General features: G+C 42.9%; 19 protein-coding genes. 8 read left to right on the top strand and 11 right to left on the bottom strand.

The annotated features are described in order from the left end of the window. Positions 1 to 7: 7 nt before the first annotated feature. The 11 genes from EYR97_RS22475 to EYR97_RS14130 all read right to left on the bottom strand — a co-directional run bounded on the left by EYR97_RS22475 (position 8) and on the right by EYR97_RS14130 (position 11,234). A complete protein-coding gene (locus EYR97_RS22475) occupies positions 8 to 877 on the bottom strand; it encodes an MBL fold metallo-hydrolase (RefSeq protein WP_242635028.1) in 870 nt (289 codons plus the stop codon). A 50-nt stretch (positions 878 to 927) separates the two neighbouring features. Then, complete coding sequence (locus EYR97_RS22470) at positions 928 to 1,422, bottom strand: MBL fold metallo-hydrolase (protein ID WP_242635027.1); 495 nt, start codon at positions 1,420 to 1,422, stop codon at positions 928 to 930. Between the two features lie 49 nt (positions 1,423 to 1,471). After that, the gene (locus tag EYR97_RS14170) at positions 1,472 to 3,136 is read right to left on the bottom strand and encodes a Na/Pi cotransporter family protein (RefSeq protein ID WP_131094317.1); all 1,665 of its coding nucleotides are present in this window, start codon (positions 3,134 to 3,136) and stop codon (positions 1,472 to 1,474) included. Between the two features lie 220 nt (positions 3,137 to 3,356). Next, on the bottom strand, positions 3,357 to 4,499 hold the full coding sequence (locus EYR97_RS14165; protein WP_131094316.1) for a kelch repeat-containing protein: 1,143 nt from the start codon (positions 4,497 to 4,499) through the stop codon (positions 3,357 to 3,359). Positions 4,500 to 4,505: 6 nt separating this feature from the next. Next, positions 4,506 to 5,774, bottom strand: coding sequence for an oligosaccharide flippase family protein (locus EYR97_RS14160; RefSeq protein ID WP_165478049.1), 1,269 nt, complete (start codon positions 5,772 to 5,774; stop codon positions 4,506 to 4,508). A gap of 54 nt (positions 5,775 to 5,828) precedes the next feature. Next, complete coding sequence (locus tag EYR97_RS14155; RefSeq protein WP_165478048.1) at positions 5,829 to 6,308, bottom strand: glycosyltransferase; 480 nt, start codon at positions 6,306 to 6,308, stop codon at positions 5,829 to 5,831. Continuing rightward, positions 6,305 to 6,748 (bottom strand): hypothetical protein, encoded by a 444-nt coding sequence (locus EYR97_RS14150; RefSeq protein WP_207308060.1) that lies wholly within the window; start codon positions 6,746 to 6,748, stop codon positions 6,305 to 6,307. The genes EYR97_RS14155 and EYR97_RS14150 overlap by 4 nt, the downstream gene beginning before the upstream one ends. A gap of 238 nt (positions 6,749 to 6,986) precedes the next feature. After that, entirely contained in the window at positions 6,987 to 7,937 is a 951-nt protein-coding gene (locus EYR97_RS14145; RefSeq protein WP_131094312.1) for a glycosyltransferase family 2 protein, read from the bottom strand. A 10-nt stretch (positions 7,938 to 7,947) separates the two neighbouring features. Continuing rightward, on the bottom strand, positions 7,948 to 9,054 hold the full coding sequence (locus EYR97_RS14140) for a glycosyltransferase family 4 protein (RefSeq protein ID WP_131094311.1): 1,107 nt from the start codon (positions 9,052 to 9,054) through the stop codon (positions 7,948 to 7,950). Positions 9,055 to 9,078: 24 nt separating this feature from the next. Next, complete coding sequence (locus EYR97_RS14135; protein WP_131094310.1) at positions 9,079 to 10,350, bottom strand: hypothetical protein; 1,272 nt, start codon at positions 10,348 to 10,350, stop codon at positions 9,079 to 9,081. Continuing rightward, positions 10,350 to 11,234, bottom strand: a complete 885-nt coding sequence (locus EYR97_RS14130; protein ID WP_131094309.1) for a sulfotransferase — start codon at positions 11,232 to 11,234, stop codon at positions 10,350 to 10,352. Before EYR97_RS14130 ends, EYR97_RS14135 begins: the two co-directional genes overlap by 1 nt. 655 nt (positions 11,235 to 11,889) lie before the next feature. Here EYR97_RS14130 and EYR97_RS14125 point away from each other — a divergent pair. From EYR97_RS14125 to EYR97_RS14095, 8 genes are all read left to right on the top strand, one after another. Further along, positions 11,890 to 12,870, top strand: coding sequence for a VWA domain-containing protein (locus tag EYR97_RS14125; RefSeq protein WP_131094308.1), 981 nt, complete (start codon positions 11,890 to 11,892; stop codon positions 12,868 to 12,870). Between the two features lie 3 nt (positions 12,871 to 12,873). Next, on the top strand, positions 12,874 to 15,714 hold the full coding sequence (locus EYR97_RS14120) for an SLBB domain-containing protein (RefSeq protein WP_131094307.1): 2,841 nt from the start codon (positions 12,874 to 12,876) through the stop codon (positions 15,712 to 15,714). A 14-nt stretch (positions 15,715 to 15,728) separates the two neighbouring features. After that, positions 15,729 to 16,700, top strand: coding sequence for a hypothetical protein (locus EYR97_RS14115; protein WP_131094306.1), 972 nt, complete (start codon positions 15,729 to 15,731; stop codon positions 16,698 to 16,700). A 20-nt stretch (positions 16,701 to 16,720) separates the two neighbouring features. Further along, complete coding sequence (locus EYR97_RS21915) at positions 16,721 to 16,894, top strand: hypothetical protein (protein WP_165478047.1); 174 nt, start codon at positions 16,721 to 16,723, stop codon at positions 16,892 to 16,894. Positions 16,895 to 16,962: 68 nt separating this feature from the next. After that, complete coding sequence (locus EYR97_RS14110) at positions 16,963 to 17,313, top strand: hypothetical protein (RefSeq protein WP_131094305.1); 351 nt, start codon at positions 16,963 to 16,965, stop codon at positions 17,311 to 17,313. A 197-nt stretch (positions 17,314 to 17,510) separates the two neighbouring features. Further along, positions 17,511 to 19,403 carry a PAS domain-containing sensor histidine kinase gene (locus EYR97_RS14105; protein ID WP_131094304.1) on the top strand — a complete coding sequence of 631 codons (1,893 nt, stop codon included), beginning with the start codon at positions 17,511 to 17,513 and terminating at the stop codon, positions 19,401 to 19,403. A gap of 136 nt (positions 19,404 to 19,539) precedes the next feature. Beyond that, complete coding sequence (locus EYR97_RS14100) at positions 19,540 to 21,162, top strand: LruC domain-containing protein (protein WP_131094303.1); 1,623 nt, start codon at positions 19,540 to 19,542, stop codon at positions 21,160 to 21,162. Between the two features lie 12 nt (positions 21,163 to 21,174). Beyond that, entirely contained in the window at positions 21,175 to 21,729 is a 555-nt protein-coding gene (locus EYR97_RS14095) for a hypothetical protein (RefSeq protein ID WP_131094302.1), read from the top strand. Positions 21,730 to 21,936 lie beyond the last annotated feature (207 nt).

The raw sequence follows: 21,936 nt of genomic DNA, 5'->3' as shown, positions 1-21,936 counted from the left end.
GCACCTTTTAAAAAGTAATCTTTTGATTGAGTTCTGGGATAGTAGCCTCACGCCCTGAATCGCGAATAGCTTGCTGTAGCGTGTGTTTAGCTCCGTCTTCACCGTGTACTAGATATACCCGCGGTTCATTTTTAAAGTGAGACAACCAATCAATTAATTGCTGTTGACTTGCATGAGCAGAAAAGCCACCTAAGGTATGTATTTGTGCGCGAACAGCAATGTCTTCACCCACTAATTTCATACGCTTGGCACCGTCAATTAAGGTTCTTCCGGGCGTGCCTGCAGCTTGGAACCCCACAAAAATAACGTGAGACTGTTTTCGCCACAAATTCTGCTTAAGGTGATGCCGTATTCGCCCACCATTACACATACCGCTGCCGGCAATAATAATGGCACCACTGACCACTTTATTTAAACTTATCGACTCTTCCGTGGTGGTTGTATAACTCAGTATTGGCAACAGCGAGTGCAGACTTTTATTATGACTGTGCGTACGCGCAGCACTTTCTTCAATTGCATCGAGATCTTCATCGTTATATACATCTTGATAGCGATGGTAAATTTCGGTGACAGCAATGGCCATCGGACTGTCTAAATACACTTTTTGCTGCTTTAATTTACCTTTTTGATACAGCTCGCCAAGGCGAAAAATGATCTCTTGTGTTCGACCAACTGCAAATGAAGGAATAAGAATATTTCCGCCATTTTCGCTTGCCTCCATCACGACTTGCTCAAACTCATCTAAGGTTTCTTGCATCGAACGGTGGTTGCGATCGCCATAGGTAGATTCCATTAATACAACGTCTGCCGTTTCGATGATTTCAGGATCTCTTAATAGAGCCGCTTGGGAATTTCCCAAATCACCAGAGAACACCATTTTCTTATGTTCATTACCTTCTGCAATGTCAATTTCGACAATGGCAGAACCTAGGATGTGCCCTGCATCGGCGAAGTTAACGGTAATATCTTGGGTGATTTCCTTTTCGTTTGATACCGAATTGGCCTGCAGTGTGCCATTACGCCATCAACTTCTTCTTCTCTGTATAATGGCTCAATTAAAGGCTTACCCGAACGGCGACGGCGCTTGTTTTCCCATTCAGCATCCCGTTCTTGTAACGATGCTGCGTCTTTTAATAAAACTTCAATCAGGTCATGGGTAGGGCGCGTCATGTATATAGAGCCTTCGTACCCTTCGCGAATTAGCAGCGGTAAACGACCAGAGTGATCGAGATGGGCATGGGACAATATAACCGCATCAATTGCGTTAACATCTATTGGAAGCGGCTCGTGGTTTTTAGCCTCTTCTTCCCGTCTTCCTTGATACAAACCACAATCAAGCAATACACGACTGGAGGCAGTCTCAAGTAGATACATTGAACCGGTTACGCCTTCTATAGCACCTAAAAAGGTCAACGTTGCCATGCTTTTCTCCTGTATACCCAAACAATTACCACTGACTTCCCCCTAAACATTAGTCTGCTAGAGCTGCGTCGCTGTTATCATTCCGATTTTCATTGAGTGTAGTAATACTGCTTTCAATTTGCTGAATTCTTTCAAACGCTTTCAACCACAATTGGGCTATTTGTAATACGTTTTCCATACAATCAGTGACATTAGACATTTTCTCAACACTAATATGGCCTTGTGTTGCACCCATCACTAACGACGATTTCATAGTGTGGTGTTCTTTATTGAGCAGGGAGAATTGTAATTCAAGGGCTTGTTCATCTTCATATTGTCGCCACCGCACCATACGCAAAAAGGTGTTCGTTGCCGCGAAGAAATCGATAACTTGCCGGTCTAATTCAGGGGCCTTTAGGGTATCTGCATCCATGTTTGCCGTTAAAACTGCTTGGGCTTTTTGCGTACACGACATTATGTAGTGTTCAACACGCATCAGTGACGCCAATGAATGTGTGGTATCAGCATTTAGTGCCGAGCGCTCCACATCAACAATAAACTGCGACACGGTATTGCAAAGTGTGATGATAGTGGCAGGCGAGCTTTCAGGTTCGCGAGTGGGCGTCTCACCTCGTGAGATCAGTGTAGGATACAAAGCAAGAAATCTATCTGATATAGATAACACTTCAAGAATAAGCGCATTCACGGCTAAGTCGGGGGTTTGCGCAATATTCTTATCCAGATACTTAGGTCGCGCAGCCTTCTCCTCAACTGACGTAAAACGCCTTTCCAAAAAAGAAGCAAGTTTGTCGTTAAGGGGAAAAATCAACACCACACCAAGTACGTTGAACAGTGTGTGAAATATTGCGAGGGTAATTCCTGGATTGGTTTCAATAGTAAGCCACTGTGTTAATGCACCTATCGCACTTAGCAACAAAGGCAAAATGAGCCCTGCAACAATAGCGGTAACCACATTAAACAACACCTGAGCGGTAGCAAGCCGTTTGGCGCTGGAAGTTGCGCCAATTGATGCTAGCAGCGCTGTGGATGTAGTACCGATATTTGCGCCAATAACCATAGCTCCGGCGGCATACAAGCCAATAATTCCCGATGTCGCCGCGGTAATGGTTAATGCGATGGATGCACTAGAAGATTGGGTTAATACCGTCATAACAAACCCAATCGACAAGTACAAAAAGAAACCTTGTAAGCCAGTAGCAGTAAGCTGACTAAGGTCAAATGCACTCACCATGCCTTCAAAGGCGAGTTTTAAAGTATCGATACCCACAAAGAACAAACCAAAACCCGCTAACGCCATTCCAACAGATGCCAAACGGCTTTTCGGTTTCACCAGTTTAAGCAGCATTCCCATTCCTATCATGGGTAGCGCGAATGCCTGAATATTAAACTTAAACCCGACTATGGCCACCAACCAGCCTGTCATGGTAGTACCGATATTTGCTCCATAAATGATGCCTAGTGCATGACGCATGCTAAGTAAACCAGCATTAACAAAACCAAGTGAGGCCACGGTTACAGCACTGGAAGACTGCACAAGCGCTGTCATTAGTGCGCCAGAAAAAATGCCTTTAAGCGGTGTATTACTCCACTTAGCTAAAAAAGCACGTAATGCGCTTCCTGCGGCTAATTTGAGACCATCGGTCATCATACCAATAGCAAGTAAAAACAGGCCTAATCCGCCGATAACTGTGCCAAGTAATACAAGGTTATCCATAAGTCTCTTTTTCGATAGTTAAGCCACAATAAACTCTTGCGCGACGAATCGCTTTCTCATACAGAAGAGTTCAATTGGCCTAAACACTATATGTCGGGTTGATTTAAGATAGTGTAGACAAGATTATAAGACTGGGTTGGGAAACGTCTTTGCTCTGCATCAAACAAATGGGCGGCACCTTATCATGCGCCCATTGCTGTGCTCGTACTGTTAGAGCCTGTTAATTCGAAAAGTGTGCGGAAGGTAAAAAAATACTCATTCTGTTGCTGGTTTGGTTTCCCCCCGCTTCAAGGGCACCAGCAATAACAAAAATGCCATCTTCAGTTGCAATAGCGCCAAAGCCATGACGAGGTTTGGGCATATGGCTTAGCGCTTGCCATGTGTCAGAGGCAATGCTGTATTCCCAAACATTACTGTAAACACCGCCACCATTATCGAAAAACTCACCTCCAAATACATAAATATGCTCATTTACGGCAGCGCACGCTATACCGCCTTGTGCCTCGGGCAGTGGCGCAAAAGTTTGCCACGTTTCAGAGTTCATATTATAGGCTTCATGTGTAGCGAGATTTCCCCCTTCAACGGTTCTACCGCCAATGGTGAAAATCGTATCTTTTACCGTAACACTACATGCACTATTTCTGGCTGTGGGCACCTCTTTTCCATACGACCAAGAGTGGGTGTCCACATCAAATATTAAGTGAGTATTTACGTCGGTTTGGTCGCGCCATTGACTATTCTGCTCGCTTTGCAACGGGCTACGTCCAGTGACCAGGTGAACCTGTGATCCAGACACTGCACCAAGGGTTTCAGCTAAAGGCGTCGGCATATTGGCAATTTTCTTCCAATTACCTGTCATCCCGCCTTTCTGATGCTGTGAATCGGTTTGAGTTGTTTTAGGGTTAGTAACTAACTCAAGTACGTCAGTACTGTTTTGCCACATAACATTTTCATCAATGGTAAAACCACCAAAAGCCAATAACCTGTCTTTTATCACTACCAACATAGGATGGTGACGCGGCTCGGGTAAACGCGGTCCTTCAAACCATTGCTTATTATCGAGGCTGTAAACAACGACACGGTCTGAAACACCAATGCGATTATCGTCGACATCCGGTGACAAACCACCCGCAACAACGATGTACCGCTTATACATTACAGGGTAAATTTCTTGCACCTTATAAGGCAATGGCGCAGCTTCACGCCATTGCGCTTTTCCTGTATCTGGTGCTGCTAATACGCTTGGAATAGCGTTACTTAGGCAAACAGCTAAAACTATATTGGCGAATAAATATCGACTGACTCTGACCATAAACACAGTCCGCTTTGTTTTTTGAGAACGCCAATATACCGAGTTTTTCACTCAGTATCACGCCTTCCAAAAACACAAAATATTAAACCCCAAGTACTTTTTAACCTGATATACACCTAATAAATTTTGCGACGCGACGCCACATGCATAAGCCACCGATGCGCCAATTAGGTTGTATTCAGGAATTAAAACTACTCCTAGTCCAACCGCGACCATTCCACTGGCAATCATGTTGTCTCGCACTTTGGTTTCATGGCCTGTCATTGCCAGTAAATGCCCTACTGAACCCGTTGCGATGTTAATAAACTGCCCTACTACCAGAATCATCAATGCTGTTGCTGCGTTTCTAAACTCTTCACCAAACAAACTCATTAGCCAAGAAGGAAACAGTAAAATGAATATCGTGACTGGTACGGTGAGGATCATCATTCCTTTAACAGACATAAGCGCTAATCGCTTAACTCCGGCGGCATCACCGGACGCATGCATTGCAGCAAATTTTGGCGCGGCAATAGCATTTACAGCAAATAAGATAAAACTTGTAAGCATCGCGGTGCGCTGCGCAGTTGCAAAGAAAGCCACTGATTGTGCATCGCTCCACATCCCCAACATGATTTGCGATGACCATTGAATGACTTGATGAACCACTGCCACAATCCACAGAGGCATGCATGTGGCGCGGAGTATCGCCGATGAGAATTGACTGGAAGTCTCTACAACTGGTGCCGACGAAGCCCAAAAATATTTACCTAGCAGTAGCGTAACAATACTGGCAATAACAAAATAGCCAGCCATATATTTGGCGTAAACTGCCGGCAGAACACCAAACTGAATGAGTATAACGATGGGCAGAAAAACACTGGCCACCAACATAGATTTCGATATTTGCTTAAGCCCCTGTAACACATGAGCATGAACTATATACAGTGCAATGAATGGCGTAGCCAACAGCATGGTTTCAAATACTGGGGTAAAACCCGATAACTTAAAGAGAGTGTCATTTAGCGCCTCGGCACTAAGCAGGAACACTAAGGTCAATAACAGTGTTAGGCCAAAAGCCCATGATGTCGCCTTGACGTATATACTGTGAATTTGGTTGCTTGTTTTACTTTCTCTGTCACGAGCAATAAAGCGCACTACAGCTTGGTCTAAGCCTAATCTACCGATGGTGGCAATTATCATGACTAGCGTAAACCCTAAAAAGAAGAGCCCCGCTTCATGTGCCCCCAATGCCCGTGTTACCACCACATTTAGTGCAAACAAGCTAAGTGCAGCCAACACTTTAACCACAAGGCCGGCCAAACTACCCAGCAACATCTCTTTCATGTGTGGCTCGGCCAGGTAGTCTCGCCATCTAATAACCCTAAACATGGGTGTATACTACCCTGCTGCCGAAATAAAATTGTCTATACAATTAAGCAAATCTGGGTTCGCGTACAAGCCTAAAGAGCCGCCTTTTAAGCATGTCACATCATCTAATGTCGAAAGTAGCTGTGATTTGTCATAGGTAACATAGCAGCCATCCAATGATTCAAAGTTGCGACATGTTGCAAGCTGGTGCTCATTGCGATGCTCGCCAAGCGCCGCAATTCGCGGAAACACAATAACCGGTTTCGATGCAATGAGAGACGTTATAATTGAGCCCATCGCCGCATGAGCTAGTACAAGAGAAGCTTTATCGAACTCCTGCTTGTAGGCAGCCTCATCGAGAAATGAACAATACTGCATGTGCTTGGGTTGATATTGGCCTTCACCTATTTGTGCGAATATCTCAATATTCGGATTTGTTGCCGCCCACGAATCGATTATTTCAACAAAGCGGTCAAAGGGTAATTGCGTGCCAACGGTAAGAAAAATCATAGCACTCTCCCTGAAAATTGCGGTCCAGTAGGCTCTACTAAATTTGGCCATTGAGTTAGCCATAAGTCAGCAAAAGCGCCTGCTTTTTTACCTGACAATGACAATTCTTCCGCATTGGCAATACTGTCTATCCATATGGTTTTTGCGCCAATCATTTTGCCTAACATCATCGCAAAGAAACCTGGTGCTGCCCCACTAGAAATAACCACATCAGGGCGTTTGGTTAGCATTACCCAACTCATTTGCGCGAACAAGATAAGCAGCTTTAATTTCTCATTGCCATTGGCATCGATAACCTGAGAATAGTCTTCTCCCATACCCTCGCGATATTGGTTTGACACATAACTGGTTTGATAACGGTCGAAAACAGGCTTAAGTCTTAAAAGTTGAATTAAGTGTCCGCCCTGAGAAGCTACAGCTAAAAGTTTTTTCTTTTTCATGGTGATACTCCATTAATAGCGACGGTCAATACAACGATTGTACTAACGACAAAGGAGTATCAGCAAAGCACAGGCCAACTTTATTTTTATAAATTAATCAATAAATTAACTTGAAATCAGCATTCAGATAGATTTGCATTTCGCAAATTGAAAATGCGTTTTGAAGGTCACTTATGCAGAATGCAAAATAGAGACAAAATAGAGAAAGCACTATCGATGAAATTGTAGTGAAGGCACACTACAGTGTGTTGATAGCGTAGCGTTGTTTACGGTTCCACCAGTGGCGAATGAGTTGGTGAAAGGTGAATAATGAAGGTTGTGCAGAAGCACGCTTGCACAATACCCAACCTCTCCACTTCGCAGCGACTAAAGCGTCTTCTGTAATACTTTGTCGATAGTCAATGGCTTCCAATAAATTATCGAAACAGCCTTGATGTTTTGCTGCGATGTGTTGTTCTGTGATACGGCGTAGCAACGCAAAGACGCTAATCAATTCTGATAAAAAGCGTACTTTATTTGCCCTTGATAATGAGCTTGGCGCTTCCGTGCGATAATACAAAGGTTTATTAACAAATTGACAACTCGCCCCAGTCAACAGCAATTGACAATAAAACAGTAAGTCTTCTCCACTTTTAACATGAGTTGAAAATCGCAAGCATTCTATTTTTTTTGCATTGATGAGAGGCTTAGTAGCTCCCAACCCGTTTTTAACAAAATAAGCAGCGTCAACAGGAATGCTTTCTCCTTCTGGGCATAAATTGCTGTGCTTAGTTGCATAACTAATGTGGTTATCTTTATCTGCCAAAAAGTAGCTGTCTATCACCATATCAACGCGTTTAGTAAGCGCAACCTCTAGTAGTTCGGCAAGCCTTGTTGGCGCAAACCAATCGTCAGCGTCAAGCACGGCTATCCAGTCTCCCGTCGCATGCGCTATAGCTAAATTGCGCGCAGCACTGGGGCCTGAATTTTCAAGTGTTTGATGCACACATACCCGTGGATCGCGCATAGCGTAGTATTTTGCTATCGAAAATGTATTGTCTGCTGAACAATCATCTACAACTATAAGTTCAACACAATAATGCGTTTGCTTCAAAACAGATTCAATTGCCACACCTAATGTACTTTCAGCATTGTATGCAGCAACAATCACTGATATTTTCGCCGTATTTTGTTGCGTGGTATCCATCATGAATGCGCTTTTAACGAAATACTGTGAGTTCGTGATTTAATAAGCCATCGAGTACATCTCTAATTACCGTTAAGTTGGCCGTACTTGAATACGCCACATCGTAACGCTTGCGAGAGTTCCTTGCCGCCAGCTCAATAAGCTCTCGATTATTGATGTACTTGGCGATTGCATGAGCGAGTGCTTGATGATTGCCAGGTTCAATAAGCAAGCCTGACTCTTCATTTGGTATTGCTTCCGGTATTCCACCTACAGTGGTACTAAGCACGGCTAATCCTGCTGACATGGCTTCAAGAATAGCAATAGGTAGCCCTTCATTATGTGACGGCAATAACAGTAAATCTGACTCTTTCATCAACTGGTATTTTTGCTCGCCTGTAACCCAACCAATAACCTCGAAATAGTCATTCAGCTGTCTCTCATCAATTAATGCCTTGAGCTGTTCAATTTCGCCATTTCCCCCTACGGTAATGGAAAACCCAGAAACGCCTTGCTGTTTCAGCATGTCCACTGCGTCAACGAGATCATAGATTCCTTTTCGTTGGCCTATGTACCCTAAAAATAACAGTTTGACCTGTTGATCATGATTAAAACACCGAGTTGCGAACAACTCCTCAAATACCGGCGAAGGAAAGTTATTGATAACTCGAATATCAGGGTTATTTGAAATTGAGCCTACATAGTTTGCCCAGTACTGAGAAAGTACAAATACGCTGTCGGTATTGTTTAACACGTAACGCACCAGCGCTTTGTAAAACCAACCCGCGTTATCGTAGGTACGTGCAAATACAGAACCGTGCAAATGAAAGATAACCTTGCATTGAAATAACCTACAGATAAAAACGAATAAGGCTTTGCGGTAAATACTTCCTTTATGAGAACCATGAAGATGACAAATGGCAATTTTTCCGCTTATCAATAAATGTAATAACGCTGCCAACGCAGCAAAATAGACATAGAAACGCTTTATGAGACTGCCATCATCATGGGAAACAATAAGGTAGCGTTTGTAATCATCATAGACACCGGCTTGAATGTGATTTTCAATAACAGCGTGGATCCCTCCTCGCGCTTTTGTTCCTACGATAGCAACACCTTGGCGTTGAGTTTCATTGTTCATCGTAATTCTCCTACAACAAAAAGCTTAAGAGTTTAAAACTGGCTCTGGTTCTGGCGCGTCTCGGCGCCATCCATTTGCATCACTTTCCAGCAATGTAATAAACCAACCAAAAATAGTAAGGTGATAGAGCGATTGCGCATTAGACGAGAGCGCACTAGTTAGTAAAAGTAAGAAAAGAAGTAGGCTTGCTTCAGGGCGCTTAAGCGCACACACCATAAACGTCATAGAAAGTAACAGAAGGAAATAGCCAGGCAGGCCAGTTTCACCAATGACATGGGGCCAATACGTGTCGTAAAAATACTGACCGAGCTTTATCCACCATAAATCTTTCATGGCGTTGTATTCATAGACCTTCGCCACATCAGCCGCCGCATGACTTCCTATGGTTCCCCAACCACCACCTAGAAAATCACTTTCAAACAATACAAAAACCGACTCGACCAAGAAAATGACTCGTGGTGATTCAAAGTTTTCAAGCACATGCCAAACATTGTTTTTATCCCAACTTAGGTAACCGATTAGCCACGTAAAAAAAGCAAAGACAATCAAGGACAGAATAAACCGGTAGTCGAAGTTGAAGATGCGCTGTACTTTCAATGCAAGCAAGGCCATAAATAGCAACATAAGTTCAAGACGTTGAATGGCACAAAAGACAAAGACAATACAAAGAAATACCAATGAGTGCCCAAAGCGAATATGACCTCTGTGGTATTCAACGCTAATAAGTACCGCGGCAATGGTAAAGAACAATGCCGACTGACCGGGATGCCAAAACCAGCCAACAAAACGAGGGACTAGACGCCCGCCAAGATGGCCGGGCTCAAAATGGCCTCCACTTTTAAATAGAGCATCATATGCCCCCGGAGCTCCGGCCTGAAAAATGATAAGGAGAATACATAAAAAGATAAGGGGCTTAATAACTTTAATAGTGCGCGATGTCCAAATTTCATCACAACGTGCTACGGCAAAAAGCATGACCATAGGGAAGAATTTTAGCTCGTGATAAAGCTGAACTAGTATGATCTTCATGCCTTTCTGGTTAGCTAAGGAAATAGCAATACCATAAAGCAAGTACCCAATATAGAAGCCCAGTGCAGCCCACCATTGGTAATTTAAACGCGGTCTAATAGTGGTAACCAGCAAGCCAATTGCAATAATAGGAAAAAGCTTCTCAAATAAATCAAAAGGGCCATAGAAAGTAAGATTGACCTTTTTGACCATAAGAAATATCAGTTCTAGGATAAACATCCCGAACAGGATATGAGGCACAATTGAGGTTTGCTGCGCAGTGTTCATTACTGATACAACGACTGTAATAACTGTGTATCTGGTGTATTCGGATGGATTTTGGCCCGTTCATCCTCGAGTAACCGAGTAAAGAAAGTACGTTCTTCTTCAGTCAAAACAGGCTTTTTTCCTGTATTTCTTTCTACCAATTTTCGCTTCAACGTGGTGACGAACTTTTCAGGAAAAAGCGAAACAAAAAGCGTTTTAGCAACAGACTGACGCATGAGTATCTTTTGTAATAGTTTCGAGTGAGGAATACCAGAACGGTTAGCAAAGTCTTGCTTCCAATTGATGTTGCTTATTCCAATAAAATCCGCAATGTCACTCATAACCTTGAGGTTGTCTTTTGCATAGTCGCCATAGTCAATCACTTTCAATCTGTCGCCTAGCAATGAACGGGCAAACTGGGTTGCTTCAACAAAGCGGCTTGACTTGATGTTTTGCCAAATAGGTAGGTAGTCGTCTCTTGCACCTGACAATTCGTGAGACAACGCTTGTTTAAATGTCAATGTTTCACGGGCATCTCTTACTAGGTGTGCATATGCAGAGAATGCTCTATCGATGGGATCTCGTAGCATTACAATGTATTTTGCATTCGGAAACTGCGCATTAATGTGCCTGAGCACATCAGGATGTTCGATAGACATCGCAGAGCCATCTATTGAGATTTTGTTTGGCTCGTACAACGCGTGATACTTAGCTTCATCAGTAACAAACATCTGACGAACAGTGTCATTATCTGCTGGCCCTGAGAATACGTCGCCTTTAACTTTAGCAAAATGAAAATGTGGCTCTTTGCGCTTTGTTTTCGATACATCAGGATGCTGCATCAATTGGTTGTACAAACTTGTTGTCGCACACTTTGTAAAACCTAATATGAATACGTCTGGCATATTTTGCTTCCTCTATTGTGCATTTGCTTATGCTGCCTACACTACTTCTAAATAGGCCTCTTAATGGGCTTCTTAATGGATAGATCTGCGCTACTCACATTGTTCAGCTAAACCCGTTGCTAACTTTCAGTTGTATGTTGGTTTATGTATATTGGTAGGCAGATATATATTGCTAGATATTGCTAAATTTGTGCCAGCGAATTTATCTCTACAACCCCACCTCTCTTACCCCATGATTTTTTTAAAAACTATCCTTTAAAAATAGAGAACTAATGAATAAACACTGCCATTTTTCGCAATTCGCAATCTGCGAATCGCCGTTTTTAGAATGCGAAAAATTCCTTTTTTGCAACTTTGCTTTAACAGGCTTAACTGGATGCAAGTGACATGTGATTGAGTCACACATTTAAGGTTTTTTCATTTACAAATCTTACAGTTAGCACGAGAAATTACACATCCATACTAATTTTTAATCCGCATGGAGTAGTTCTTGCTCTCTCCTATTAAGCACCGCGCATTTCTTTGCGAACCTAGATTTAAATTGGTTCCCACAAGAAACTCGACGCGGTGATGCACTGTAGCTGTCCGCTCTGCCCAAGTAAGAAAGTAACAAGGTAAGAAGGTGACAAAGTGAGAAGGTGAAAAGGTGAGCCAGATGAAACTAGCACAATGGATTCAAGGTATCGTTTACTTAGGGTTACTCAGTAATCTCTGGGGCTGCATTGCTACAGAAAACCTCGTACATGTTCCTGAGCATTCTCACATGGCTAGCGTTGATGATTACAACACAGCACTGCATCGCCAAACCGTTCATATATTTAATCCAATGCCCATCGATAACCGTGTAGCGCAATTTAGATTAGAGCCCCGCGTCGAGCATCTTGTCTTTGTAATTGACCAAAGTTCAGCCCTAGACAGAGAGTTTCGTGGCATTGATACGCGGTTTTATGCCAAAGAAGTTATTCGTAGGTTTGTTAAAACCATGCCAAATCAATCTTTTAGCAGTACGGTGATAACGTACAACGATGCGCAAAACCCACAGATTTTCGCACCGCTTGATGCCAGATTCAGTGTTGCCCCCTTGTTACCCAGTGAACTTGAGAATGCGCTATCAGGCGACCGTGCTTCACAGCATATCGAAGTGCAAACACTTTCTGTTGCGTTGGATTTCGTGTCAGAACTGGTGGGGAATTTGGCAGGTCCATCGGCGGTTGTTTTAGTTACTGCGTGGTCACAAATTGATGAATCGGTCGAACATGCTGTCATGCGTATGCGTCAGCGTGTGTCTTTTGCTCACAATGCCCACATCCTCATGCCAGAGTCCAGCGCCATCAACTGGCCGCACAGTCAAGCTGGGCTATGCTTCTACACCATTGGCGTTGGTAACAGAATGTCACGTAGTCGCTTGGAAAATGCCGATAGCTGTGGCTTTTCAGCAGCGGTAGATAAAGTAGCACAGTCTAGCACCATGGCTAACTTTGTAGAATCGGTGCTGTACAAAGGCCCAGCAGACGAAGACAGAGATGGTATCTACGACTATCAAGACAGATGCCCAAATACTCAACTCGGCAAAATAGTGGATTACAGCGGCTGTCCCCGTTTCCCTACTAATCGCTTTGCGCAAATGGAGCAGTAAATCATGAAATTGATGACACAGTTTGTACTTGGTTTTATAACCACAGGTATTGTCTGCACACATGTTTTTGCTCAAGTTGAGCGCATGGGGGTGGCAACATTGGAAGATAAACAGCGTCGCCAAGCGATAGTTTCAGCGCAAACGCCAGAGCTTGGCGAAGTAACGTCTAACCTTCCCATCGTTATACAGAGAGACGAAAATGATTTCAGCGAACCAACCACGCAACTTGAGCAAAACGTTTCGCAATCTCTGCGCCCTGTGAGCCTTGAAGAAGAAATTCTACAGCAACGCGTTCAGAGCAAATTAACCCTCTTTGGATACGATATGTTCGCAGGTGTTTCAACCACCTTTGCCCCCATTTCAGATATGCCGGTTCCTTACGATTATGTTATCGGCCCGGGCGATACCTTTACGGTTCAGGCTTTTGCAGCCACTAACGTGCAGTACAATTTAACGGTAACAAGAGAAGGGATGTTGCTCATTCCCGATGCCGGTGCAGTTACAGTAAGTGGGCTTACGTTTGAAGAAGCTAAACTCGCTATTTCAGAAGCCATTGAAACCAAGCGTATAGGTATCAAAACCATTGTAACCTTGTCTGAATTTCGCTCTATACAAATCATGCTTGTGGGTGAAGTTTCAAAACCAGGAAGCTATTCAGTAAGTGGTTTTTCAACACTTATTAATGCACTTGTATCAAGCGGTGGCGTTAAGCGCACCGGTTCATTGAGAAACATTCAAGTTAAACGTCACGGCAAGTTAATTACTACGTTAGATTTGTATGCGCTGCTTTTGCAAGGCGATGACAGTGCAAACATATACTTGCGTCAAGGTGACCTTATTTTTGTTCCTCCCGTTGGCCCTACTGTAGGTATTGCAGGAGAAGTTCTACGCCCAGCAATCTACGAGATTTCACAAGAAAACAATGCTGCGCAAATTCTTGCACTGGCTGGCGGTTTGCTGCCCACCGCCAACCCCAAAAATGCGCAAATAGAAAGAGTGACCACTAGTGGTATGTATACCCTTATGCAAGCCAACTTGGCTATTAAAGGTAGTAATGAAACATCAGCCAACGTCCAAAACGGTGATCTCATTCGCGTATTCCCCGTGCTGGATAAAATGGATGATGTGGTGTTGCTTTCTGGCCATGTTTTAACACCCGGTGGCTTTCAATGGTTCGAAGGCATGAGAGTGTCAGATCTTATTCACTCAAAAAGCATTCTAAGACAAGGTGCCGAGTTTGATGCAGCTATGATCCAGCGAGAAGACCGCACTGACAAGCGCACGCAAGCCATATATTTTAATCTTCAAAATGCCATTTCCGATAAATACACGAAAGACAATTTACTTCTACACCCAAGAGATCAAGTCATCGTTTTTGATACTCACTCACCGCGTGCAAGCCAATTGTCAAAAGTAGTAACCAAAATGGAAAATGAAGCAACAGCGAGCGCACCTGTTAAAGTTGTTGATATTAAAGGTGCTATCCCCCACCCTGGCACGTACCCTTTACATATGGGGGCGCGTTTGCTCGATATGATTCAGTATGCCGGAGGATTAGAAGGCGGCGTTGATTTGGAGTATGCACTGCTTGCGCGTACCGACTTGATATCTGACCGTCTCTATTTTGTGAGAGTATCGCTAAAAGAAGCTCTGGTAAACAACCTTGACCACAACCCTATACTTCAGCCCAAAGACAAAGTATTTCTCTTTAATCAAGACATAGACCGCGCATCACTGATAAAGACACCATTAGAGCGGGTTAAACGGGAAACACAATTTGGTCAGCAAGCGCCGGTCGTTCAGGTGAGCGGTGCCGTCTTTCATCCCGGCAGCTACCCTATGGTGCCCGGAATGCGTGTTGAAGACTTAATTAGCGCTGCTGGCGGCATGAAAGAAGAAGCTTATGGCGTAGCCGCGACGTTATCTCGTCAAGTATTGCTGGACAGCGAGTTCAGCAGAACAGATTCACGAGCAATAAGCTTAACGAAAAGCGACCCGCTACTCGATACGACCAACCTAATTCTACATCCTAAAGATCATCTTGTGCTTAGAGTAAAACCTGAATGGGTGCAATCACCACAGTACGTGCAAATTGAAGGAGAAATTACTTTTCCGGGTAAATATCGAATAGATAAAAGGGAAACCCTATGCTCGTTAATGCAAAAGGTGGGTGGTTTCACAGAAGATGCCTATCTCTTCGGTACCGTTTTCTTGCGGGACAGTGTGCGCCAAAAAGAGCAACAGGCCCTTGATAGAGTGTTCGACCAACTTGAACGCTTACTGGCCGACGCACACATCTCACAGGGTGTGAACAAAGATGAAAAAATGCCAAAAGACCAAAGGGCTAAAGATGTGTTTGATGTACTGAAAAATATGTCTCCGGAAAAGGCATTAGGGCGCATGGTCGTAGACGTACATAGCGCTGTGACGCGCTGTGATGAGTCATCAGATATCGTGCTAGAAGATGGCGATCGTATCGTAGTTCCAAAATATCAAGACGAAGTGAGTGTTATAGGGCAGGTCTACTTTCCCACTTCTCACAAATATCGCAACGACCGTGCAGCACTTGACTATATTGGCCTTAGTGGCGGTGTAAAAGAACTTGCGCAATATGAGCACGCTTACATTGTACAAGCCAATGGTGAAGTGATGTCGGTGCGCTCAAGTACTAGCTCGTGGGGCTTATTTAAGTCTCCTGCTAACGTAAAAGTCACACCAGGCTCAACCATCTTTGTGCCATTAAGTGTTGATCGCATTAATGGCAGAGAGTCTGCAGAGAAATGGGTAGATATTTTTTATAAAAATATCATTTCAACTGCCATGTTAGCTAACTTGCTAAACTGAGTAGGAGTTTTGTTATGACGCATCATACGCACGCCCAACGAAATAGCAGCACAAAACACGTTGCTGAATACGAACTACTGCTAAAGTTTTTACACCAGCTTTTGCGTTACAAATTCCGCATTGCATTGGTTGCCATTGTGGGATCGGCAATTGTCTTCGGTCTAAGCTTGCTACTGGAAAACCGTTACTCTTCTCAAGTTACTGTTGCTATAAATATTAGTGAAGATCCAGGTGGCATACAGCCCAACAATTACCGCGGCGTAAACACTATTGGTGTTTTGGAGTACGATTTTATTATTGATGGTAGCCAGGCCAATGAACGTGAACGCTTGTTAGCCAGAATGGACTCCTTTGGTTATATCAGCGCGTTCATCGAACAACAAAAATTATTGCAGTGGCTCTACGAAGACAGCTGGGACGAGCAAACTCAACAATGGACCGATGGGTTTGCGCCTGACATGCGCGAAGCGGTAAAGAAGTTTAAGTCAGACGCGCTTTATGTATTCACTGATAAAAAAACTGATTTGTTAAATGTGCGTATTACCTCTAAATCCCCTGAGTTTTCAGCAAAACTTGCCAATGCCTTTGTAAAATCATTCAACGAATACCTGCGCATGCTCGATTTAGACGAAATAAAGAATCGTAGAAATTACTTAGAGCAGCGTTTAAGCGAAGTAAAGAATACAGAAATACAGCGCTCTATTTTTCGTCTGCTTGAAACGCAACTGGCTGTGGAATCGCTAATAAATGCCAGAGCCAACTACCCGCTAGAAGTTATTCAGCCAGCAACTATTCCTTTGTTTGAATCCTTCCCTGCGCGAAAGCAATGGACAGCGTTAGCACTAGTGGCGTTGCTATTTCTTGGCGTAGGCTTCGTTGTGTGCATGAATGTAGGTATAGCGCTATGTCGAGATTTAAAAGAATACGCTCTTGAACACGAGCCTAAGAAGCTCAACCCGCCCAAACCAGCACATTATGTAAAATAAGATATGCAGGAGAATAAGGCATGAAAACATTAGTTCAGAGAATTATACAAATAGCGGGTAAAGCGCAATTCGACAACCACGCTCTCTCATATAGCATATTGTATTTGTTAATGGTTGCTCCTCCCCGTGCTCTTGAAATTAAGCACAAAGAAAAAAAGACGATGGGGAGCTTGCTAGAGTTCCCACTTATCTAGTGGTCTCTCTTGAAACCACGTTAAGAATTGCATCTGTATTGATAATTGCAGCATGTATAGAGCTTCTCATGGGTAATACACTTTATGAACTGCATCGAGTAGACACTTTTTTTGTTACTTTAGTAGTTGTTGGCGCTGTCCACAGTGCTACCTATTATCTAGTTTTTGGCTTATCACTCACAAGCGCCACAATGACGCAATTGGTTTTGCTTTACCGGGTTGTGCGCAATATTTGCTACTCGCTAACGGTAAGCTTTATAAGTGTTGTTCCAATCCTAATTTGGAATTGGGACCACGGGTTATCCCCCTTTGATGATGGACTGGCCTTAAGTAGTTACCTGATAACAGCCGCTTGTTTCCTTTTCATTGGCTTGATAGAAGCTTTGCTGATGAAACGCATGCCCTTAGGCACAACCTAAGGGTTATAAAATGAAAAGTACTTTAAAGTGAAGAATAAAAGCTTAAATAATAGAATTAATAAACAGTGAGTTAGAAGTTACACCCCATAATTACTTGCAGAAAATTGGCTTTTTTAGGGTATTAAAACAATACTTCGTAGGTAGCTTTCAAACATCTTCGTTTTATTCATTTTGCCGTTCTCTTCATAGGAGATAGTGTGAACAGATTTTTTCACAAGATAATATCTGAAAACTCTCCCGATCAGCTTGAGCAATTACTTTCAACTATGCTCGAACAATCTGTTGATGGTATCTGTATCATCGACGAACAATATCAGATAATAGGCAGCAACGATGCGTTTAAAGCTATGGTCGGATACTCTGCGGATTCTATCCAGAATTTGAATCTAAAGAATGTCGATACACAGCTGACAACCGAAAGTCACTTAGGACTGCACCAGTATTTTTCAAAAAATTCATCCTGTTTTGAAAGGCAATTAATAAGAAGAGATGGCTCTCTCTTCCCCGCGCAAGTATCAACCAGTATTGCCTCCGATGCCCAGCAAACATTTGCTTTTTTGATGATAAGGGATATTAGTGAGGAAAAAGCGTCAAACGAAGCACTACTTGAATTTAAGAGTATTGTTGATAAGACATTTGATTGTGTATTCATATTCACTCCCGACACACTTAAGTTCACCTATATAAATAGGGGAGCCAGAGAGCAAGTGGGTTATAGTTTTGACGAACTTAGCAATATGCACCCTTATGACATTAAACCTCATTTCGACGAAGCTAAGTTTAGAAAGTTTGTACAACCGCTACTTGATAACGATGTGGATTCACTAAGCTTCGACACCGTTCACCAGCATAAAGATGGGCATCTGGTTGATGTGAACATTTTGCTTCAACTGGTCACGGCAGAATCGGGAGTACAACGCTTTATAGCAATTGTACGTGATGTAAGCGAATACAAAACATTGCAAGAACAACTTCGTCATTCTCAGAAAATGGAAGCCATTGGCAGACTGGCAGGAGGTGTTGCACACGACTTTAATAATCAGCTTGCGGCGATTATGGGCTATGCGGAGTTAATAAGTCACAAAAGCGATGATAGCGATATACTGAATTACTCTAAGCGGATTGCCGAAGCATCACAAGTCTCTAAAAAATTAACGGAGCAACTGCTAACCTTTTCAAGAAAAAATGAACTGCAACTTGCAACGGTCAATGTCCACGACTTGATTAATGAAACCATGCAGCTTCTAAATCACACCATGAGTAAACAAATTACTGTGGGTGCTAATTTAGAAGCGACGGCTTTTCATGTGGTAGCCGATAAGGCCTTGTTGAAGACAGCTATTTTGAATATTGCCTTAAACGCCCGCGACGCCATGCCTGATGGTGGCTATCTATTTATAAATACCGCCAGACTTCCCTTTGCCGAATTCAAAGATGAAAAGTATGGTGAGGCAATACAAATCACAATATCGGATACGGGTTTCGGTATTGCTCAAGACAAACTTCTTCAAATTTTTGAGCCATTTTATACAACCAAACCCCAAGGAAAAGGAACGGGTCTGGGATTGTCTTCAGTAAAAGGTACTATTGAGCAACATGGGGGGATAATTAGCGTTTCCAGTGATGAAGGGAAAGGTACTACGTTCACCATTATTCTACCTGTATTATCGCCAGAAAACATAGACGACACTGACAAATCAGAACCAGTGCTAGAGAAGAAGGCGCCTAATAAAACAATATTACTCGTAGACGACGAGCCCTTGGTTAACAGCGTATGTTCAGAATTGTTATCTTTGCTGGGTTACTCCGTCATCTCAGTTAATTGTGGAAAAGATGCGGTAGCAACCTACTTAGCACAGGGCGATGACATCGACCTTGTTATACTCGATTATATGATGCCCGAAATGGATGGATTAAAAACGTTTAAGCTGTTAAAAAATGCTGACCCCACTGTAAAAGCCATTATTTCATCGGGTTACCTAGCTGACGCCAATATCACTGATTTAAAACAACAAGGCATCTTAGATGTTATCTCTAAACCTTTCACCTTAGATGAGCTTAAGCAAGTACTTGAGAACATTAAATGCTAATTGCATTGCATTATGCGAAAAATGTTTGAAACAAACAGCTTAAAATGATTTTTCTTCAATAATTACAAAAACTTAAACAACTGGCACACTTATAGCCTCTATACCTCTGTTGCATTTTCAACCAAGAGGAAAAGCTATGAGACACGCATTAATAGTCTGTGTTGCACTTGCCATTACCTTCATATCAACACAGCTGCATGCTGTTGAAGTTATTAACGGACAATATGTATGGCGCTTTGCTTCTGACCAAGCTTGGCCGAATGGTTATGAACTCACCACTGGAAAACCCGATGAGTTAGTCTATATAAGTTCATACCCAAATGATTTTTTTGACCGTATTGCCAACGCACTGCCAGAAAGTGAATTAAACGAAGCCTTTATCACTGATGACGCAGGGTCGACTATCCATTTGATAGAAGACGGGGAAGTGTTCATTACTTTTTTACACGAAGGCGCTGGTTATAGAAACGCTTTCGGCTACTTCACATTTGATCCCAGCGCTTTGCCAGCAACCCGTTTTGACGTTCGTGAAACCATCGTGTTTCCCAATTTGTCTTACCCTCATTTGCGTCAAGGTGATAGAGTCAGCATTGGGCATTTTCCTGCAGGCACCAGTATCGGCTTTTTCATTGCAGCGAACGGTTTCTCTAGCGATACAGGAGTGAAGAGCAGCGCAGTTCCCTATTACTATTCGTTAAAACACCTGAACCCAGAATCAAGTGAAAACCTTCGCCAACACATGGCAACCTTATACGACCCTTATGTACAAGAAGTAGTATTAGGATTCGAAGATTTACCACGGACTTGGGGTGACAACGATTTTAACGATGCCGTATTTTCTGTTAAGACCACCCCCTCTAGTGCATTAGATACTGCTGACTTGATAACAATACCTGAAGCAAATGACAGCGATGCTGATGGTATCGCTGACGCACTGGACGAATTTCCAAACAACTATCGTCGCGCATTTAGCAGCTATTACCCTTCAAACAATAACTATGTGTCACTCGCATTTGAAGACAAATGGCCGCGCTTGGGTGATTACGACATGAACGACTTAGTTATTCGCGAACGCTTGCAAACTATTTATAGTGCCGAAGGTACAATTACCGGCTTTAAACTTGAAGGGTTCATTGATGCCCGTGGCGCAGGTTTCAATAATGGCTTTGCGATGCGCATAATGAACACAACATCGTCGTTGTTTAAAACAGGTAGTATTAATGTAGATGGTCAGCAATTCACACTTAACGCCGAACAGGGACAAACCAATACCGTGTTAGTGCTGTGGGATGACACACATGACTTTACAGCAACAGATGGCGAAGGTGACTGCAAATTTTTCAATACGGTCAAAACATGCCCAGAGTATGCCCCAGTGCCTTTTACATTGGATGTTGAGTTTACCAATGGCATTAACGCGCTGTTGCATTCCGACCTCGATTTTTTCATTTTCCGAACAAACAAACGAAGTCATGAAATTCACTTTGCTGGCTATCCACCTACTGACAAAATGGACTACACATTGTTTGGTCAGCATGCCGATACCTCAGACCCTGATACAGGTCGCTTTTATAGAAGCGCAGAAAATCTAGCATGGGGTTTAAAAGTAAGTGGAACTTGGTACTACCCTCGCGAATACAAAGACATTGTGTGGTGCTATGCCGATTATGAAACCTGGGTAGAAAGTTCGGGAGAACAAGCCAAAGACTGGTTTCAAACCAGCAATCGCGACCACCTTTACTATGTACCTAATCGCTAAGAGGGCCTGACAATGGATTATCAATTCAATAAAACATTATTTTTTATGCTAACTGTTATATTTTGTCTTGGGATACTTAGTGCTTGTGGAGGTGGCGGTGGTAGCAATTCGTCAGCACCTAGTGAAACGCCTGCGCCGGCTCCAGCCCCTGTGCCTAACGACCCTGACGAAAATGAAGATGAAAACTACTTACCTGATGAAACAGGTTTAGACAACGAAGCAAACAACTCGGAACAATTATATATACAACCTGATTTTACATTTGATACGCACAAAGTAATCACCCTGGACATCAGTGCAATAAATGCCGACGGCCGCGCAATAGGCAATGCACTAATGTTCATTTCTGTGGTAGACAGTGACATCAATGAGCTAACCGATGAACGCCTACAGCAAAAAGCCTTACTGACTGTTGCACGAACTAATGCCAATGGAGAAGTATTGCGAGAAGTTGAAACAGCGAATACTGCAACCAAACTGTTAATTGAGCTAAATACCGTAGGAATAGAGAATGAAGTACTGGTTACGTTAACAGACAATAATTATGTAAATTATCAATTCAAATAACATTGGTTTGAGCTGGTCTTGTGTAAACAGTTTCAGCTTAAAAAGCACTATCAAATACCTGCTCTACAAGGAAGTCACAGAGCAGGATGCATTTATTCTAAATATACTACTTTCAGCTTTCCCCCTTGCCAGAGACTGATTGCGAGTTGGGTTTTCCATAACTAAGTACAAAATCACATTTCAGGCAATCAGTTCGTCATTTTAGGC

This window comes from Alteromonas sp. KUL42, from assembly GCF_006538325.1.
Classification (GTDB): Bacteria; Pseudomonadota; Gammaproteobacteria; order Enterobacterales; family Alteromonadaceae; genus Alteromonas.
This window is presented reverse-complemented; position numbering and strand designations above follow the sequence as displayed.

Coding starts and splice junctions, on each gene's coding strand:
- EYR97_RS22475 (WP_242635028.1), bottom strand. CDS start 877: ATGGTGTTCTCTGGTGATTTGGGAAATTCCCAAGCGGCTCTATTAAGA.
- EYR97_RS22470 (WP_242635027.1), bottom strand. CDS start 1,422: ATGGCAACGTTGACCTTTTTAGGTGCTATAGAAGGCGTAACCGGTTCA.
- EYR97_RS14170 (WP_131094317.1), bottom strand. CDS start 3,136: ATGGATAACCTTGTATTACTTGGCACAGTTATCGGCGGATTAGGCCTG.
- EYR97_RS14160 (WP_165478049.1), bottom strand. CDS start 5,774: ATGAAAGAGATGTTGCTGGGTAGTTTGGCCGGCCTTGTGGTTAAAGTG.
- EYR97_RS14155 (WP_165478048.1), bottom strand. CDS start 6,308: ATGATTTTTCTTACCGTTGGCACGCAATTACCCTTTGACCGCTTTGTT.
- EYR97_RS14150 (WP_207308060.1), bottom strand. CDS start 6,748: ATGAAAAAGAAAAAACTTTTAGCTGTAGCTTCTCAGGGCGGACACTTA.
- EYR97_RS14145 (WP_131094312.1), bottom strand. CDS start 7,937: ATGATGGATACCACGCAACAAAATACGGCGAAAATATCAGTGATTGTT.
- EYR97_RS14140 (WP_131094311.1), bottom strand. CDS start 9,054: ATGAACAATGAAACTCAACGCCAAGGTGTTGCTATCGTAGGAACAAAA.
- EYR97_RS14135 (WP_131094310.1), bottom strand. CDS start 10,350: ATGAACACTGCGCAGCAAACCTCAATTGTGCCTCATATCCTGTTCGGG.
- EYR97_RS14130 (WP_131094309.1), bottom strand. CDS start 11,234: ATGCCAGACGTATTCATATTAGGTTTTACAAAGTGTGCGACAACAAGT.
- EYR97_RS14125 (WP_131094308.1), top strand. CDS start 11,890: ATGAAACTAGCACAATGGATTCAAGGTATCGTTTACTTAGGGTTACTC.
- EYR97_RS14120 (WP_131094307.1), top strand. CDS start 12,874: ATGAAATTGATGACACAGTTTGTACTTGGTTTTATAACCACAGGTATT.
- EYR97_RS14115 (WP_131094306.1), top strand. CDS start 15,729: ATGACGCATCATACGCACGCCCAACGAAATAGCAGCACAAAACACGTT.
- EYR97_RS21915 (WP_165478047.1), top strand. CDS start 16,721: ATGAAAACATTAGTTCAGAGAATTATACAAATAGCGGGTAAAGCGCAA.
- EYR97_RS14110 (WP_131094305.1), top strand. CDS start 16,963: ATGGGTAATACACTTTATGAACTGCATCGAGTAGACACTTTTTTTGTT.
- EYR97_RS14100 (WP_131094303.1), top strand. CDS start 19,540: ATGAGACACGCATTAATAGTCTGTGTTGCACTTGCCATTACCTTCATA.
- EYR97_RS14095 (WP_131094302.1), top strand. CDS start 21,175: ATGGATTATCAATTCAATAAAACATTATTTTTTATGCTAACTGTTATA.